A 14,994-nucleotide genomic window follows, 5' to 3' on the forward strand; every position below is an offset into this window, starting at 1 on the left:
ATGCCCCGCGAGATTCGAAAACCCCTCAGTCCGACGTCAAAAAATTTTCAGCGCGTGGGTGACGGCCGTTTCAGGTGTGCGTGCGGTCGCCGCCGATGGCCCGGCGCGTCGGCACTTCGGTGGGTGAACGGCCGGTGTTTGCGCTGGCGTTGTTGCCCGGCTGAACGCGCACGAACCAGCGGGTGTAGCGCTGGACGTCGACGGGCAAGGCGCGCGAGAGCATGTCGAGCACGCGATCGGTGTCGTCGACCGGATAGATGCCCGACACCGGCAAGCGGGCGATCTCCGGCGCGCAGCCGAGATGCCCGCGTCGATAGCGACCCAGTTCGGCAAGGAACGCGCCGAGCGGCATGGCGTGCACGACTAGCATTCCTTGTGTCCACGCGGCAGCTGCATTGGCGACACCGACATCGTCGAAGCGTGAGCGCAGGGCCGTGGCGTCGAAGGTGGCGCCCTGTCCGGCCGTGAGAACGACGGCGGCGTCGGTCGCGTTGGCCGGGACCACGCGCACCGCACCTTCGAGCACGGCCACGGCGGCGCTGTCGTCGTGCTGACGGACGGCGAAACGTGTACCGAGCGCCTGAAGACTGCCCTGAGCGGTGTCGACGAAGAACGGGCGATGCCCGTGATCTGCGTCCGCGCCTGTGGTGACTGCGATTTCCCCGCGCACGAGTCGCAGACGCCGCACGTCCTGCGAGAAGTGCAGGTCGACGGCGGAATCGGTGTTGAGCGCGAGGACAGTGCCGTCAGCAAGCTGTACCGTGCGGCGCTCGCCCACGCCGGTGCTCAGATCGGCACGCCAGGCGTGCACGGTGTTCGAGTCGCTGGCCGACCAGACCGCGCCCGTCACACCCGCGACCGCGATGAGGCCGAGCACGCGGCGTCGACCCTGATTCGCGTTGGCCCGCACGAGCGTGTTGTGCGCAACCAGCGGAGGAATTGTCCGAAGATGTGCGCCGAAGTCCACCAGACGTTGCCACGCGAGCGCGTGTCGTGCGTCGGCGTCATGCCAGCGTTGCCAGTCGGCGTGCGTGTCCGCGTCCGCCTTGTCATTTGTCCCGACAGCTTGCAGGCGGACGAACCATTCGGTGGCCGCAAGCGTGACGGCTTCCGGTAATGACGTGGTGGCTGCGAGGCGGGCGGCGCTCTCGTTGGAGGGCGTCGGGCGGATCATGCAGCATCTCCGAAACAGCAGGCGTGCAGGGCTTTGACGATATGGCGTTGCACGGTCGCGATGGAGATGCCGACGGTCTCGGCGATGTCGCGCTGTGCGAGGCCGTCGAGTTGCGACATGAGGAAAACGCGGCGCACGACAGGCGGCAGGCCGTCGAGGCGACGATCGATGTCGATGAGTGTCTGGAGCAGGATGGCGCGGGTCTCGGGGTCGGGCGCGACGGCTTCGGGCTGTGCGGCGAGCGCGTCGAGATAAGCAGCTTCGATCTTGCGATGGCGATGCAGATTGGCGACCAGTCCTTGCGCGACCACAGTGAGAAAGGCGCGGGGTTCGCGCGGGCAGACGGGGGTGTCCTTGCTGAGCAGACGCACGAAAGTGTCGTGCGCGAGGTCGGCGGCGTCGCCGTGATTGCCGAGTTTGCGATGCAGCCAGTTGCGCAGCCAGCCGTGGTGATCGTGATAGAGCGCGGCCACGCCGGACGCGTCCGCGCGTGCGTGATCTTTGCGTCCCCCGTTGTCGTCACGCATCATGATGTTGGCTTGGTCGCCCGAACCGGCAACCGTCGCTGATCTAGCAGCTTTTGAGGTTAATGATAATCATTCGCATCATATCATGACCTATCGTGCGGTGACGGATGGAGGGGGGATTAAGACCACCGCGAATGGGGGATTGGGTTGATGCTGTACAAATGTACAGTACAATCGCAGCGTGCCAGCGACGTCTGGATGCTGCCAGCGGCTGTCGCATCGGCCTGATACAGTAGTTCCCCCGAGGCGCTTATGCGCTCTGTCGTTTTGTCGCTTTGTCCTTTTCGCACTGATACGGCTCTGATACCCAGTGGACAAGTCCTCCTCGAAACCCGACCCGTCGGCCAGCCACGCCATTCGTATTCGTGGCGCCCGCCAGCACAACCTCAAGAATCTCGATGTCGATCTCCAGACCGGTGAGATGACCGTCGTGACCGGTCCGTCCGGTTCCGGCAAGTCCAGTCTGGTCTTCGACACGCTGTTCGCCGAAGGCCAGCGCCGCTATGTCGAGACGTTCAGCGCTTACGCGCGCCAGTTCCTCGACCGCATGGATCGTCCGCAGGTCGACCACGTGGAAGGCGTGCCGCCCGCCATCGCCATCGATCAGACCAACCCCGTGCGCAGCTCGCGCTCGACGGTCGGCACGATGACCGAACTCAACGATCACCTCAAGCTCCTCTTCGCCCGCGCGGCGGCGCTGTTCGATCGCGAAACCGCCCAGTCGGTGCGTCACGACACGCCCGAGACGATCTACGCGGACCTCATGGCGCGCACCGCCCAGAGCGATCCGCGTCTGGTCGTCACCTTCCCGGTCGAGTTGCCCGGCAGCGTCACGCCCGACGAAGTGGAGCAATGGCTCTCGGCGTCCGGTTACACACGCGTGCAGGCCGAGCGCGAAATCACGACCACCGAGGGCACGCGAAAGGTGCTCGACGTTGTCGCCGACCGCTTCCGTCTTCAGAACACGGAGAAGGCGCGCGCGATGGAAGCCATCGAGTCTTCGCTCAAGCGCGGCCGTGCCCGGGTGAACGTCTATGTGCTGGCCGAAGAAGGCGAGCCGGACATCTGGCGCTATTCGCAGGACCTCCATTGCCCCGACAGCGATCTGCATTACGCCGATCCGCAACCCGCGCTCTTCTCGTTCAACTCTGCGTACGGCGCGTGCGAAGCGTGTCGCGGGTTCGGTCGCGTGATCGGCGTCGACCTCGGTCTGGTGATTCCCGACGAACGCAAGACGCTGCGCGGTGGCGCGGTCAAGACGATTCAGACGCCCGCGTGGAAAGAGATTCAGGAAGACCTGCTGGAGTACGCAGGCAAAGCGGGCATCCCGCGCGACACGCCGTGGTCGAAGCTCTCGCCCGAACATCGTGAATGGGTCATCGAAGGCGACCCCGACTGGCAAGGCGAGTGGAACAAGCAGTGGTATGGCATTCGCCGCTTCTTCGGCTATCTGGAGTCGAAGGCGTACAAGATGCACATTCGCGTGCTGCTCTCGAAGTACCGCAGCTACACCACGTGCGACACATGCGGTGGTGCGCGTCTGAAGACCGAAGGTCTGCTGTGGCGACTCGGCTCGAAAGAGAATGCCGACGCCGTGCTGCCGCCCGCCCAGCGCTTCATGCCGCGTGGTGTGTCGTGGTCGCGCGAGCAACTCGAAGCGCTGCCCGGCCTGACGATGCACGATCTGATGCTCATGCCGATCACGCGCGTGCGTCAGTTCTTCGATTCGCTGACGTTGCCGTCCAGCCTGCTCGATGACGCGCTGAAGTTGCTGCAAGAGGAAGTCGGCACGCGTCTGAAGTATCTGTGCGATGTCGGCATCGGCTACCTCACACTCGACCGCCAGAGCCGCACGCTCTCCGGCGGCGAAGTGCAACGTATCAATCTGACGACGGCGCTCGGTACGTCGCTGGTCAACACGCTGTTCGTGCTCGACGAGCCGAGTATCGGTTTGCATCCGCGCGACATGGACCGCATCGTCGCCGCGATGCATCGGTTGCGCGATGCGGGCAACACGCTGGTCGTCGTGGAGCACGATCCGGCTGTGATGCTGGCCGCCGATCGCGTCATCGACATGGGGCCGGGGCCGGGCGAGCGCGGTGGGCAGATTGTGTTCGACGGTACGCCCGAGGAAGTGCGTCACGCCGACACGCTGACCGGCAGCTATCTCGGCGGTCGCAAACATGTGGCGAACGCGTCGAACTGGCGCGCGCGTCCGGTGGACGAGGCGACGCCGCGTCTGACGCTGACCGGTGCCCGCGAGCACAACCTCAAGCACGTCGACGTCGACATTCCGCTGGGACGCCTCGTGTGCGTGACCGGCGTCTCCGGTTCCGGTAAGTCGACGCTGGTGCAGGACATCCTCAGCCCGGCGCTGGCGCGTCACTTCGGTGACCCCACCGAAGCACCGGGTGCGCACGACGAACTGATCGGTGCCGAGCAATTGTCGGGCGTCGTGTTCGTCGACCAGTCGCCTATCGGCAAGACAGCGCGCTCGAATCCGGCAAGTTACGTCGGCGCATTCGACGAAATCCGCAAGCTGTTCGCTGCTGAGCCAGTCGCGCTGCAACGCGGTTACAACGCCAGCACGTTCAGCTTCAACTCCGGTAATGGCCGTTGCCCGACGTGCGGCGGCTCGGGTTTCGAACACGTGGAGATGCAATTCCTGAGCGATGTGTATCTTCGTTGCCCGGATTGCGACGGCAAGCGCTACCGCGCCGAAGTGCTGGACGTGAAGATCCAGCGTGCCATTCCCGGCGAAGCGATGCGCGAACTGAGCGTGTCGGACGTGCTGGAACTGACCGTCAACGAGGCCGTGAAGCTGTTCTCGTCGGATCGCGACGTGCTGCGTGTGTTACAGCCGATCGTGGACGTCGGCCTCGAATACGTGAAGCTCGGCCAGCCGGTGCCGACGCTCTCCGGTGGCGAAGCACAACGTCTGAAGCTCGCCGGTTTCCTTGCAGAAGCGGCGCAGAAGAAGACGGCGAGCGGGCAGAAGGTTGCGCATCGTGGCCGTCTCTTCATCTTCGACGAACCGACGACCGGGCTGCACTTCGACGACATCGCGAAGCTCATGCGCGCGTTCGGCAAGTTGCTCGACGGCGGCAACTCGCTGCTCGTCATCGAACACAATCTGGACGTGGTGCGTGCGGCGGACTGGATCATCGATCTCGGGCCGGAAGGCGGCGAAGGCGGTGGTGAAGTGTTGTGTGCGGGGACACTCGCGCATGTCGTGGCGTGCGAAGGGTCGCACACCGGGCGCGCACTCGCCGAGTACGAACGCACGGTGGTCGCACCTGCACAGGCCGTGGCAGCGGGCAAAGCGTCGAGCGATGTCGGGATGCCGCTGCAAACGGCGTTGCGTACCGCGCGCGCACATCGTAAGCCTGCGGGCGGCGACGACATTCGCATCGTCAATGCGCGCGAACACAACCTGAAATCGCTCGACGTCGCGATCCCGCGTGGCAAGTTCAGCGTCATCACCGGTGTGTCGGGCTCGGGAAAATCGACGCTCGCGTTCGACATTCTGTTCAACGAAGGACAGCGGCGTTACCTCGAATCGCTCAACGCGTATGCGCGGTCCATCGTGCAGCCAGCGGGGCGTCCGGAAGTCGACGCCGTGTATGGCATTCCGCCGACGGTCGCTATCGAGCAACGTCTGTCGCGTGGTGGACGCAAGAGTACCGTCGCGACGACCACGGAAGTCTGGCACTTCCTGCGTCTGCTGTACGTGAAGCTCGGCATCCAGCATTGCATCCACGACGGCGCGCCGGTGACGGCACAAAGCCCCGACTCCATCGTCGCGCAACTCATGCGCGACCGTCGCGGCCAGCACGTGGGACTGCTCGCACCGCTCGTCGTGGGACGTAAGGGGATTTACACCGATCTGGCGAAATGGGCCAAGGCGCGTGGACATTCGCATCTGCGTGTCGACGGCGTTTTCCTGCCGGTCGATCCGTGGCCGAAGCTCGACCGATTCCGCGAACACACCATCGAGTTGCCGGTGGGCGATGTCGTGGTGACGCCTGAGAACGAAGGCTTGCTGCGCACGTTGCTGGCGGCGGCGCTGGAATTGGGCAAGGGCGTGATGCATCTGCTCGCCCCGCTCGACGGTCTGGGCGACACGATGACCGACGAGCAACCGGGCGAAGGCGTAGGCGAGATCGAGGTGTTCTCGGTCAAACGTGCGTGCCCGGTCTGCGGCACGAGCTACCCGGATCTGGATCCGCGCATGTTCTCGTTCAACAGCAAGCACGGCTGGTGCACGACGTGCGTCGGTACGGGGCTCGCACTCACGCGCGAACAGCGTGAAGCGTTCGACGACACCGTCCTCAATCAGGACAATCGTGGTCGCGAGCACTCGCTGCCGTCGCAGGATCAGGAGCCGGAAGATGTGGGCGATCAGCCGTGTCCGGATTGCCACGGCGCGCGCCTGAACGGTGTGGCGCGTGCGGTGACGTTCGACGAACACGCCATCTCCGACGTCGCGCAATGGACCGTGACGGACGTGCGCCAGTGGATTCAGGGCCTCGAACTGCAAGGGCGCGATGCGAGCATCGCCCGCGATCTGATCAGCGAGATTCAGGGGCGTCTGGAGTTTCTGGAAGAAGTGGGCCTCGGCTACCTCACGCTCGACCGCGCCGCACCGACGCTCTCGGGCGGCGAGTCGCAACGTATTCGTCTCGCGGCGCAACTCGGCAGTAACTTGCAGGGCGTGTGCTACGTGCTGGACGAGCCGACTATCGGCTTGCATCCGCGCGACAACGGCATTCTGCTCGGCGCGCTGCGCAAGCTTGGCGATCAGGGCAACACGCTGGTCGTGGTCGAGCACGATGAGGACACGATTCGTCGCGCGGATCACATCATCGACATCGGTCCGGGGGCAGGCAAGCGCGGCGGCACGCTCGTCGCGCAGGGCAATGTGGAGGATCTCGCCTCGCATCCCGATTCGCTGACCGGCAAGTTCCTCGCCCATCCGTTGCAGCATCCGCTTCAGCCGCGCCGCGAAGTCGTTGCACCGGCAAAGGGGGCAAAGGGGGCGACGGGTGCTGAAGCCGTTCCGCCGAACTGGCTGACGGTGCACGGCGCGACGCTTCATAACCTGAAGAACGTGACGGCCTCGCTGCCGTTGTCGCGACTCACGGCGATCACTGGTGTGTCCGGTTCCGGCAAGTCGACGCTCGCGCGCGATGTGCTGATGACGAACCTGCTCGATGCCGTGGGGCGTTCGGTGTTGTCTTCGCCTGCGGAGCGTCGTGCGCGCAAGGGCACGGTGCGCCATGCAGTGAAGGCGGACGGCAAGCCGCGCGCGAAGTCGGAAGCGACCGCAGAGCCGCGTCGTCCGGTGGTGCATGCGTGGCACGGGTGCGAATCCGTCACGGGCTGGGAGACGATCGATCGTGTGCTCGAAGTCGACCAGACGCCTATCGGCAAGACACCGCGCTCGTGCCCGGCCACCTATATCGGGTTCTGGGACACCATCCGACGTCTGTTCGCCGATACGCTCGAAGCCCGCGCGCGTGGCTACTCGGCCTCGCGCTTCTCGTTCAACACGGGCGAGGGCCGGTGCCCGGCCTGTGAAGGTCAGGGCGTGCGGACCATCGGCATGAGCTTCCTGGCGGACGTGAAGGTGCTTTGCGACGTCTGCCACGGGCAGCGCTTCAACGCCGAAACATTGGCGGTGACGTGGCGCGGCAAGAGCATCGGCGACGTGCTGACGATGGAAGTCGATGAAGCCGTGGAGTTCTTCGCGTCGATGCCCAGCATTGCGCATCCGCTGCAACTGATGAAGGACGTCGGGCTGGGGTACCTCACGCTGGGGCAGCCGTCGCCGACGTTATCGGGCGGCGAGGCGCAGCGCATCAAGCTGGTGACGGAACTGACCAAGGTGCGCGACGACATTACGCGTCGCGGACAGAAGTCGCCGCACACGCTGTACGTCCTCGACGAGCCGACCGTCGGGTTGCACATGGCGGACGTGGCACGTCTGATCAATGTGCTGCACCGACTGGTGAACGGGGGGCATACGGTTGTCGTCATCGAGCACAACCTCGACGTGATTGCCGAAGCCGACTGGATCGTCGACATGGGACCGGAGGGCGGCAAGGACGGCGGTACCGTGGTCGCCTCGACGTCGCCGGACGAACTGGCGAAGGTCAGGGCTAGCCACACCGGCATCGCACTCAAACCGGTGCTCGCTCAGACGGCTGGAACCGGTGCCACGGTGGTGACGCCGGAGGAAGCGACCGCGAAGTAGTAGTAAGCGGCTGCGACCGAGCGCCATTCGGCATTTGCCAGCGAGTCAGACGGGACGCCTGCATCAGGCGTCCCGTTTTCATTTGCGGCTTTCAATGGGGAATATCGTATACGATTTCATGTATTAATAAATCTTCCGATATGCCTGGATTTTAAAAGAGGCGTGCACTTACTTCCGGCGCGATTGATGCTTCATCGGACTTAGCCATAAGTTCCTAATTATTTCTAAAATAGAAATTAGAAATAGACAATTATCGACTTTATTGCGATAGGTGCGACTAATACACTTCAACTGTCGACGATGAATTGAACATCGCCTCTTTCAAACAGACAGGAGAAATACCATGAAGCGCACTCTTATTACCTCGGCCCTCGTTTCCGCAATGCTGGCTGTTTCGGCCGGTTCGGCTTTCGCTAGCGACGCTTTCGACGGTCCCTCGGAATTCTCGTGGGTTCCGCAAACCAGCGTGCTGACCCGCGCTCAAGTTCGTGACGAACTGGTGCAAGCGCAAAAGGCCGGTCTCGTGGTCCAACACGACACCGTGTATCCGAAGGCAGTCCCGAGCGCACAACCGGCAACGGCCAGCGCCCCGGTCACGATGGGTTCGGTTGGCGGTCTGCAACAAGCCGGTACGACCTACTTCGGTAACTAATCGCACTTGCGAATCGCTGTACTTGCCGTAACCCCGTGAGCCAGCGCTAATTCAGCGCGACGCGACTCCGGGAAAGCAGTCTCCGATACCAAATCGGCCGCCTTGTTTGCGGCCGATTTTGTTTTGGGCGCTCGCTTTTCACTTCATCCTCTTCTGCCAGACAGCGCAGCACCTGTGGACAAGCCTGTAGATAACCTTGTTATCAAGCTGTGTCAGGGTTGTGGGTAAGCCTGTGGATACCCGTGGGATATGCGGTGGAAAAGCGGGGTGAAAGTCGGCAAAAAGACGTGGATAACCCGTGAATATCCGGTGGATATGTGGTGAATATCCTGTGCATGACCCCGGGGCAATCCTGTGGATTTCCTGTGGGGATCTGCGAAATTTCTGTGATTAAGCTGTGGATGGCCTGTGAATAGATTCGCGCGAGCGAGTCGCAGATGCCCGCCTGACGTGCCTCTGCGGCAAGACGTCCATCGTCCGGTCGGAAAAACCGCAAAACTCACTTCCCAAAAGCCATCGCCAAAAATTCGGTAACGCGTTTTATCGCGTCGTCGCGTGCTTCGAGCTGGGTGCCCGTAATCGGCACGACGTGGGTTTTGGGATTGGTGAACTCCGGGCGTGAGTGGACCGGGAGATTCGGATAATCGAAGTCGTGATACGCGCCCGGATAGATGTGGAGCGTAATCGGTGCGCCTTGCGCGGTGACGTCTTTCACGAACTCGTCGCAAGGAGCGGCTTTAGTCCAGACGTCCTCCGCGCCCGTGAGTATCAGCAGCGGAATCGTTGTCGACCAGTTCGCGCCCTGCGCGCGGGCATTGCACCAGCCGGGATAGAACGCAACGGCGGCCACGAAGTCGGGCGCGGCCGTCGCATCCTGCGTGCGACCGGGGCTTTTCGGGCCGATGGCGAACAGCGTGGTCCCGCCACCATGCGACCAGCCCATCAACGCGATCCGGTCCGGCCGGATACCCGGTATCGATTGCAGGTAACGCAACGCGCCATAAGCGTCGCGTGGGCGCTCCTCCCACGGGCGCACCGGCCCGCCTCTCGCACATTCGCTGCCTTGCCCCCGCGAGGTGAAACTGTCGACCATGAGCACCGCATACCCTTGCGCATTGAACCGCTGCGCCCAGTCCAGTTCGCGACGGTCGATGGTGCCCTTGCGCGAGAACATGCCGTTGCAGCCATGCATGAAGACCACGGCCGGTGTCGGCGCGCTGGCATTGGCCGCAAGGAACAGATAGGCGTCGATCATCACGGGGGCGCCATTGGCATCCTTATCGAGCGACGGGATGCTGAGCTTTTCCTGCGCCTCGGCGTTACCGGTCCAGGCGAAGGCGAGCGCGGACATCGCTACGAGAGCGATGGCGAACGACGCGACGGCGCGGCTCGCGCGAGCGGCAAAAGGCAGTGACGTAGCGGGCATACGGAGTCTTCGCCAGGACGTGCGGCCGCCGGTATCGGCACCGCTCTTTGCCGGACTTTAGCGCGTGTTCTCGCCACCGTGTCGCTCGCCATATTACGAACGGTTGCAACCCCTTCGGCCGTTCCTCGCTAAGCATCCATGCATCCGAGATAAGGCGGCGCGGTGCTGCAGATTAGAATGCCATCGGAGACCTAAGCAATGCATCGATCCGTTCCGTCACTGGAACGTCCTATCTTCCCGGAGACTTTCGACATGGCAGACAACAACGACAAACGCGACACCACGTCACAAACGCCGCAATGGCGACTCGAAACACTGGCCGTGCACGGCGGCTACCGTCCCGACCCGACCACGCGCGCCGTGGCCGTCCCGATCTATCAGACGGTGGCGTACGCCTTCGACGATACGCAGCACGGTGCGGACCTGTTCGACCTCAAGGTGCCGGGGAACATCTACACACGCATCATGAATCCGACGCAGGACGTGCTGGAACAGCGCGTCGCGGCGCTCGAAGGCGGGGTGGCGGCGCTGGCGCTCGCGTCCGGTCAGGCGGCTGTGACCTATGCGATTCAGACGATTGCCGAGGCGGGCGACAACATCGTCGCGGCCAGCACACTCTATGGCGGCACCTACAACCTGCTGGCGCACACGCTGCCGCTCTCGGGTATCACCACGCGCTTTGCCGATCCGCGCGAGCCGGAATCCTTCGAGCCGCTGATCGACGAGAAGACGAAAGCCATCTTCGCTGAGTCGGTCGGCAACCCGCTGGGCAACATCACCGACATTGTGAAGCTCGCCGAGATCGCGCATCGTCACGGCATTCCGCTCATCATCGACAACACCGTGCCGTCGCCTTACCTGCTGCGTCCGTTCGAGTATGGCGCGGACATCGTGGTGCATTCGCTGACGAAGTATCTCGGCGGGCACGGCACGAGCCTCGGCGGCGCTATCGTCGACTCCGGCAAATTTCCGTGGGCGGAGCACAAGACCCGCTTCAAGCGACTCAACGAACCGGACGTGAGCTATCACGGCGTGGTGTACACGGAAGCGTTCGGTCCGGCCGCTTACATCGGCCGTGCGCGTGTGGTGCCGCTGCGTAACACCGGTGCGGCCATCTCGCCGTTCAACGCGTTCCAGATTCTTCAGGGCATCGAGACGCTCGCGCTGCGCCTCGACCGCATCACCGACAACGCGCTGAAGATCGCCCAGTATCTGAAGACGCATCCGAAGGTGGAGTGGGTGAACTATGCGGGTCTGCCGGAGCATCCCGACCACGGGCTGGTGAAAAAGTATCTGTCGGGACGTGGCCCGGGCATCCTCACCTTCGGGGTAAAAGGCGGCCACGCTGCCGGTGCCGCGTTCCAGGACGCGCTGCAACTCTTCACCCGTCTGGTCAACATCGGCGACGCCAAGTCGCTCGCCACGCATCCGGCATCGACCACGCACCGTCAGTTGTCGCCGGACGAACTGCGCAAGGCCGGGGTGAGCGAGGAGACAGTGCGTCTGTCCATTGGCATCGAGCATATCGACGACCTGCTCGCCGATCTGGATCAGGCGCTTCGCAAGTAAGCAGGCTGACGTTTCGACAGGCGTAACGAAGATCGTTGCGCCCGTCACTGCGAAATACCGCGAAATGCGGCAAGAAGCCGTGCGTTGTCGCCCGGATTCACGGCCTCTCGCCGACCTCATTTACGGCCAATTCTGACGGAGTATGATGCGCGGCAGCCGGTTGGGGGCAGGTGACCGGCACCGCTGCCATATGACTGTCACAAGAACGTCATTTTGGCGGCGTACTGTCCTTGCCCATTTCTCAAGGATTGCGCATGGACTATTTGCAAGTGCTGGTGCTCGCCATCGTGCAGGGCGTGGCAGAGTTGCTCCCGGTGTCGAGTTCGGCACACGTCATCATGGCCGAGAAGCTCATGGGGCTCGATCCGTCGACGCCCGCCATGACGCTGCTGCTCGTGATGCTGCACACCGGCACCATGCTCGCCGTGATCGTGTACTTCTGGAAGTCGTGGCGCGAACGTTACTTCTCGTCGAAGCACGATTTCGTTCACAACGCGAAGCAGGTCATCATTGCGACGGCCTTCACCGGCGTGATCGGTCTGGCGCTGATGTTCTTCATCGAGAAGGTGCTGATGCGCGGCTCGGAGCATGCCGAGATCGAGCATCTGTTCGGCAATCTGTACATCATCTCCGCTGGCCTCGCGATGGCCGGCATTCTGATTTTGATCTCGGGCCGCAAGCGTCCGCCGATGGGCGACCGTCCGATGCGCGGCAGCGACTCCGCATGGATCGGCGCCGTGCAGGGTGTCTGCCTGCCGTTCCGTGGTTTCTCGCGCTCGGGGTCGACCATCTCGACGGGCATGCTGCGCGGTCTCGACAAGGTGCGCGTGGAGGAATTCAGCTTCGCGCTGGCGGTGGTGCTCACGCCGCCGGTCATCGTCAAAGAGGCTTACCGTCTGTACAAGTCGGGCGGCGCACAGACGCTCTCCGGTCACTTCATGTCGGTGCTCACGCCGAGCCTCGTCGGTATGGTGTTCAGCTTCCTCGCGGGGCTGATTGCGCTGCGCTGGCTGTCGCGCTGGCTCGAACACGGTCGCTGGTATCTGTTCGGCATTTACTGCCTTGTGGCGTCGGCCGTCGTGCTGGCCGCCAGCCAGTACCTGTAATCACACCAGCCCGGCGACGACGTCCAGAAAGGCTGCGATGGCGCGCGATTCGCGCCGCTCGGCCAGACAGACGATGACGGTGGTCGTCTCGACACGTGCGTCGCCGATGGCGACCGTCGCCAGCCGCTCGTCCGGCGTGTGTTCGCGTGCGGACACCGCCGCGATCCCCAGCCCGAGGATCACCGCTTCGCGGATCGCCTCGCGGCTGCCGATCTCCATCGCCACGCTCGGCATCACGCCCGCCGCCTGCATGGCCGCTTCGAGCGCGTGACGCGTCGTCGACCCCGGTTCTCGCATCAACATCGGCTCGTCCGCCAGATCGGCGAGTTTGACGCTGCGACGTCGCGCGAAGCGATGCGTACGCGGCACCAGCAGCACGACCGGATGCGTGCGATACGGCACGGCGTGCAGACGCGCGTCGTCGTGATAGCGCGCCAGCACAGCGACGTCGGTGCGGTACGCCAGTAAGCTCTCGATCATCTCCTCCGAATTGCCCGGTCGCACTGAGATGCGAATCCCCGGAAAGCGTGGCTGAAACGCCGCGACGATCTCCATCGCGTGATGCGGCCCCACCGCCCCCAGACGTAATTCTCCAGTACGCAGCCCGCCGTGCTCCTTGAGCAGGCTGAGCGCTTCCGCTTCGTCCGAGAAGATGCGCAGGCTTACCGAGTACAGCGCGCGGCCGGTCGGCGTCAGCGTCAGCCCGCGACCGTGGCGATAGAACAGCTCGACCCCGTACGTTTCCTCCAGCGCCCGGATCTGCGTCGTCATCGTCGGCTGACTGACGTGCAACGCCTGCGCAGCACGCGTGACGCTGCCGTGGTGCGCCACCGCGTGAAACGAACGCAACTGGGTAATCCGCATCGATGTCGCTCCCGTGACGAGGTATAGGTTTTATCAATAGATTGACGAAAAAATGTGAATTGGAAGTATAGGACGGCGCTCACCATAATCCAGCTCAATCTTCGCCAATCGATCGCAACGTCATCCGGCGCGGCGGCCCAAACACCATCATGACTGCACGTTCGCGTTTCCATAATCCGGTCGACGTCCACTTCGGTCCGGGCGCGCTCGACGCTCTGCCCGAGCTCGTCGGCAACCGTCGCGCGGTGCTCGTCACCATGCCCGAGGCGCGTGCGCTCGGCATGACCGGACGTATCGAAGCGCTGTTGGGCCAGCGACTCGCCGGGGTGATCGATCAAGTCAGCCCGAACCCGGACGTGCGCGAACTCGCGCCGATGTACGGCGACTTCTGGCGGCGCTACGGGCAATGCGAAGTCATCGTGGCGCTGGGCGGCGGCAGTGCGCTCGACACGGCCAAGCTGCTGATGGTCGCGGGCGACGACGACCGATTCGCCACGCTGGTGGACGCGCTCGATGCCGGTGGCACCTTCTGCCCGACGCGCACCAAACGGCTCATCACCATTCCCACGACGGCGGGCACCGGTAGCGAAGTCACGCCGTGGGCCACCCTGTGGGACCGCCATGTGAAGCGCAAGAAGTACTCGCTGCATCTGCCCGAGACGTGGCCCGAGGCGGCCATCGTCGACCCGGTGCTGACGCGTTCCCTGCCGCGCAGCATCACGCTGCAAAGCGGTCTCGACGCCCTCTCCCACGCGCTCGAAGCGATCTGGAACGTGAACGCCAACCCCGTCTCCGACACCTTCGCCGTGACGGCGGCGCGCGACATGATGCGCGTGCTGCCGAGTCTCATGGCATCGCCGGGCGACATGACGCTGCGCTCGCAGGCGGCGCTCGCTGCGCTTCAGGCGGGCATGGCGTTCTCCAATACCAAGACGGCGCTGGCGCACTCGATCTCGTACGACATGACGATTCGTCACGGCCTGCCGCACGGCATTGCTTGCTCGTTCACGTTGCCAGCAGTGATGCGCCTGGCCATCGGCCGCCGCGCCGATCGCGACGCGGTGCTGGCGCAAGTGTTCGATGGCGATATCGCAGGCGCACCCGACAAGTTGACGGCCTTCCTCAACGGTCTGGGCGTGGCGACGGAATTCTCCGCGTACGGCGTGAGTGAGCCGGAATCGACGGCCATGATCGCGGCCGCCCTCGATGGTCCGCGCGGGCGCAACTTCATCGGTGCCGCTGCCTGAACCTTGAACCCTATTAGAACGGGCGGCGTCGCGTTCGTCGCCCGGTGTTGTCGACGTTGTCGCTGTCCCAGTAGTCCCCGTATGCGTGTTTTCGCGTCTTACCCGCAGTCCCCGCAGCATCCATTATCAAAACGATAGCCGCGCACCGGACTCCGGCATGTGCGGCACCGAGA

9 protein-coding genes are annotated in these 14,994 nt (G+C 63.7%); 5 read left to right on the top strand and 4 right to left on the bottom strand.

Translation table 11 applies throughout. The features are described 5' to 3' along the window. Positions 1 to 70: 70 nt before the first annotated feature. Together NTU39_RS00775 and NTU39_RS00780 are read right to left on the bottom strand one after the other, a co-directional pair. The gene (locus tag NTU39_RS00775) at positions 71 to 1,174 is read right to left on the bottom strand and encodes a FecR domain-containing protein (RefSeq protein ID WP_257958981.1); all 1,104 of its coding nucleotides are present in this window, start codon (positions 1,172 to 1,174) and stop codon (positions 71 to 73) included. After that, complete coding sequence (locus NTU39_RS00780) at positions 1,171 to 1,704, bottom strand: sigma-70 family RNA polymerase sigma factor (RefSeq protein ID WP_233327125.1); 534 nt, start codon at positions 1,702 to 1,704, stop codon at positions 1,171 to 1,173. Before NTU39_RS00780 ends, NTU39_RS00775 begins: the two co-directional genes overlap by 4 nt. Positions 1,705 to 2,011: 307 nt before the next feature. Here NTU39_RS00780 and uvrA point away from each other — a divergent pair, with 307 nt between their 5' ends. After that, positions 2,012 to 7,957: an excinuclease ABC subunit UvrA gene (gene uvrA, locus NTU39_RS00785; protein ID WP_257958982.1), complete on the top strand. Its 5,946-nt coding sequence runs from the start codon at positions 2,012 to 2,014 to the stop codon at positions 7,955 to 7,957. A gap of 343 nt (positions 7,958 to 8,300) precedes the next feature. Beyond that, the gene (locus NTU39_RS00790) at positions 8,301 to 8,609 is read left to right on the top strand and encodes a DUF4148 domain-containing protein (RefSeq protein WP_257958983.1); all 309 of its coding nucleotides are present in this window, start codon (positions 8,301 to 8,303) and stop codon (positions 8,607 to 8,609) included. 499 nt (positions 8,610 to 9,108) lie between these two features. Here NTU39_RS00790 and NTU39_RS00795 read toward each other — a convergent pair whose 3' ends face one another. Further along, entirely contained in the window at positions 9,109 to 10,035 is a 927-nt protein-coding gene (locus NTU39_RS00795; protein ID WP_257958984.1) for a dienelactone hydrolase family protein, read from the bottom strand. 252 nt (positions 10,036 to 10,287) lie between these two features. Between NTU39_RS00795 and NTU39_RS00800 the strand changes: the two genes are divergently transcribed. Both NTU39_RS00800 and NTU39_RS00805 read left to right on the top strand, forming a co-directional pair. Beyond that, positions 10,288 to 11,604, top strand: coding sequence for an O-acetylhomoserine aminocarboxypropyltransferase/cysteine synthase family protein (locus tag NTU39_RS00800; protein ID WP_257958985.1), 1,317 nt, complete (start codon positions 10,288 to 10,290; stop codon positions 11,602 to 11,604). Between the two features lie 254 nt (positions 11,605 to 11,858). Continuing rightward, on the top strand, positions 11,859 to 12,710 hold the full coding sequence (locus NTU39_RS00805) for an undecaprenyl-diphosphate phosphatase (protein ID WP_150663790.1): 852 nt from the start codon (positions 11,859 to 11,861) through the stop codon (positions 12,708 to 12,710). Here NTU39_RS00805 and NTU39_RS00810 read toward each other — a convergent pair whose 3' ends face one another. After that, the gene (locus NTU39_RS00810) at positions 12,711 to 13,574 is read right to left on the bottom strand and encodes a LysR substrate-binding domain-containing protein (RefSeq protein ID WP_150663791.1); all 864 of its coding nucleotides are present in this window, start codon (positions 13,572 to 13,574) and stop codon (positions 12,711 to 12,713) included. Positions 13,575 to 13,723: 149 nt separating this feature from the next. On the opposite strand from NTU39_RS00810, the gene psrA reads away from it, so the two are divergent. Beyond that, positions 13,724 to 14,821: an iron-containing alcohol dehydrogenase PsrA gene (gene psrA / locus NTU39_RS00815; protein WP_257958986.1), complete on the top strand. Its 1,098-nt coding sequence runs from the start codon at positions 13,724 to 13,726 to the stop codon at positions 14,819 to 14,821. The last annotated feature ends 173 nt before the right edge of the window (positions 14,822 to 14,994 follow it).

The organism is Pandoraea commovens, assembly GCF_024704525.1.
Classification (GTDB): Bacteria; Pseudomonadota; Gammaproteobacteria; order Burkholderiales; family Burkholderiaceae; genus Pandoraea; species Pandoraea commovens.

Coding starts and splice junctions, on each gene's coding strand:
- psrA (WP_257958986.1), top strand. CDS start 13,724: ATGACTGCACGTTCGCGTTTCCATAATCCGGTCGACGTCCACTTCGGT.
- NTU39_RS00805 (WP_150663790.1), top strand. CDS start 11,859: ATGGACTATTTGCAAGTGCTGGTGCTCGCCATCGTGCAGGGCGTGGCA.
- NTU39_RS00795 (WP_257958984.1), bottom strand. CDS start 10,035: ATGCCCGCTACGTCACTGCCTTTTGCCGCTCGCGCGAGCCGCGCCGTC.
- NTU39_RS00790 (WP_257958983.1), top strand. CDS start 8,301: ATGAAGCGCACTCTTATTACCTCGGCCCTCGTTTCCGCAATGCTGGCT.
- NTU39_RS00780 (WP_233327125.1), bottom strand. CDS start 1,704: ATGATGCGTGACGACAACGGGGGACGCAAAGATCACGCACGCGCGGAC.
- NTU39_RS00800 (WP_257958985.1), top strand. CDS start 10,288: ATGGCAGACAACAACGACAAACGCGACACCACGTCACAAACGCCGCAA.
- NTU39_RS00810 (WP_150663791.1), bottom strand. CDS start 13,574: ATGCGGATTACCCAGTTGCGTTCGTTTCACGCGGTGGCGCACCACGGC.
- NTU39_RS00775 (WP_257958981.1), bottom strand. CDS start 1,174: ATGATCCGCCCGACGCCCTCCAACGAGAGCGCCGCCCGCCTCGCAGCC.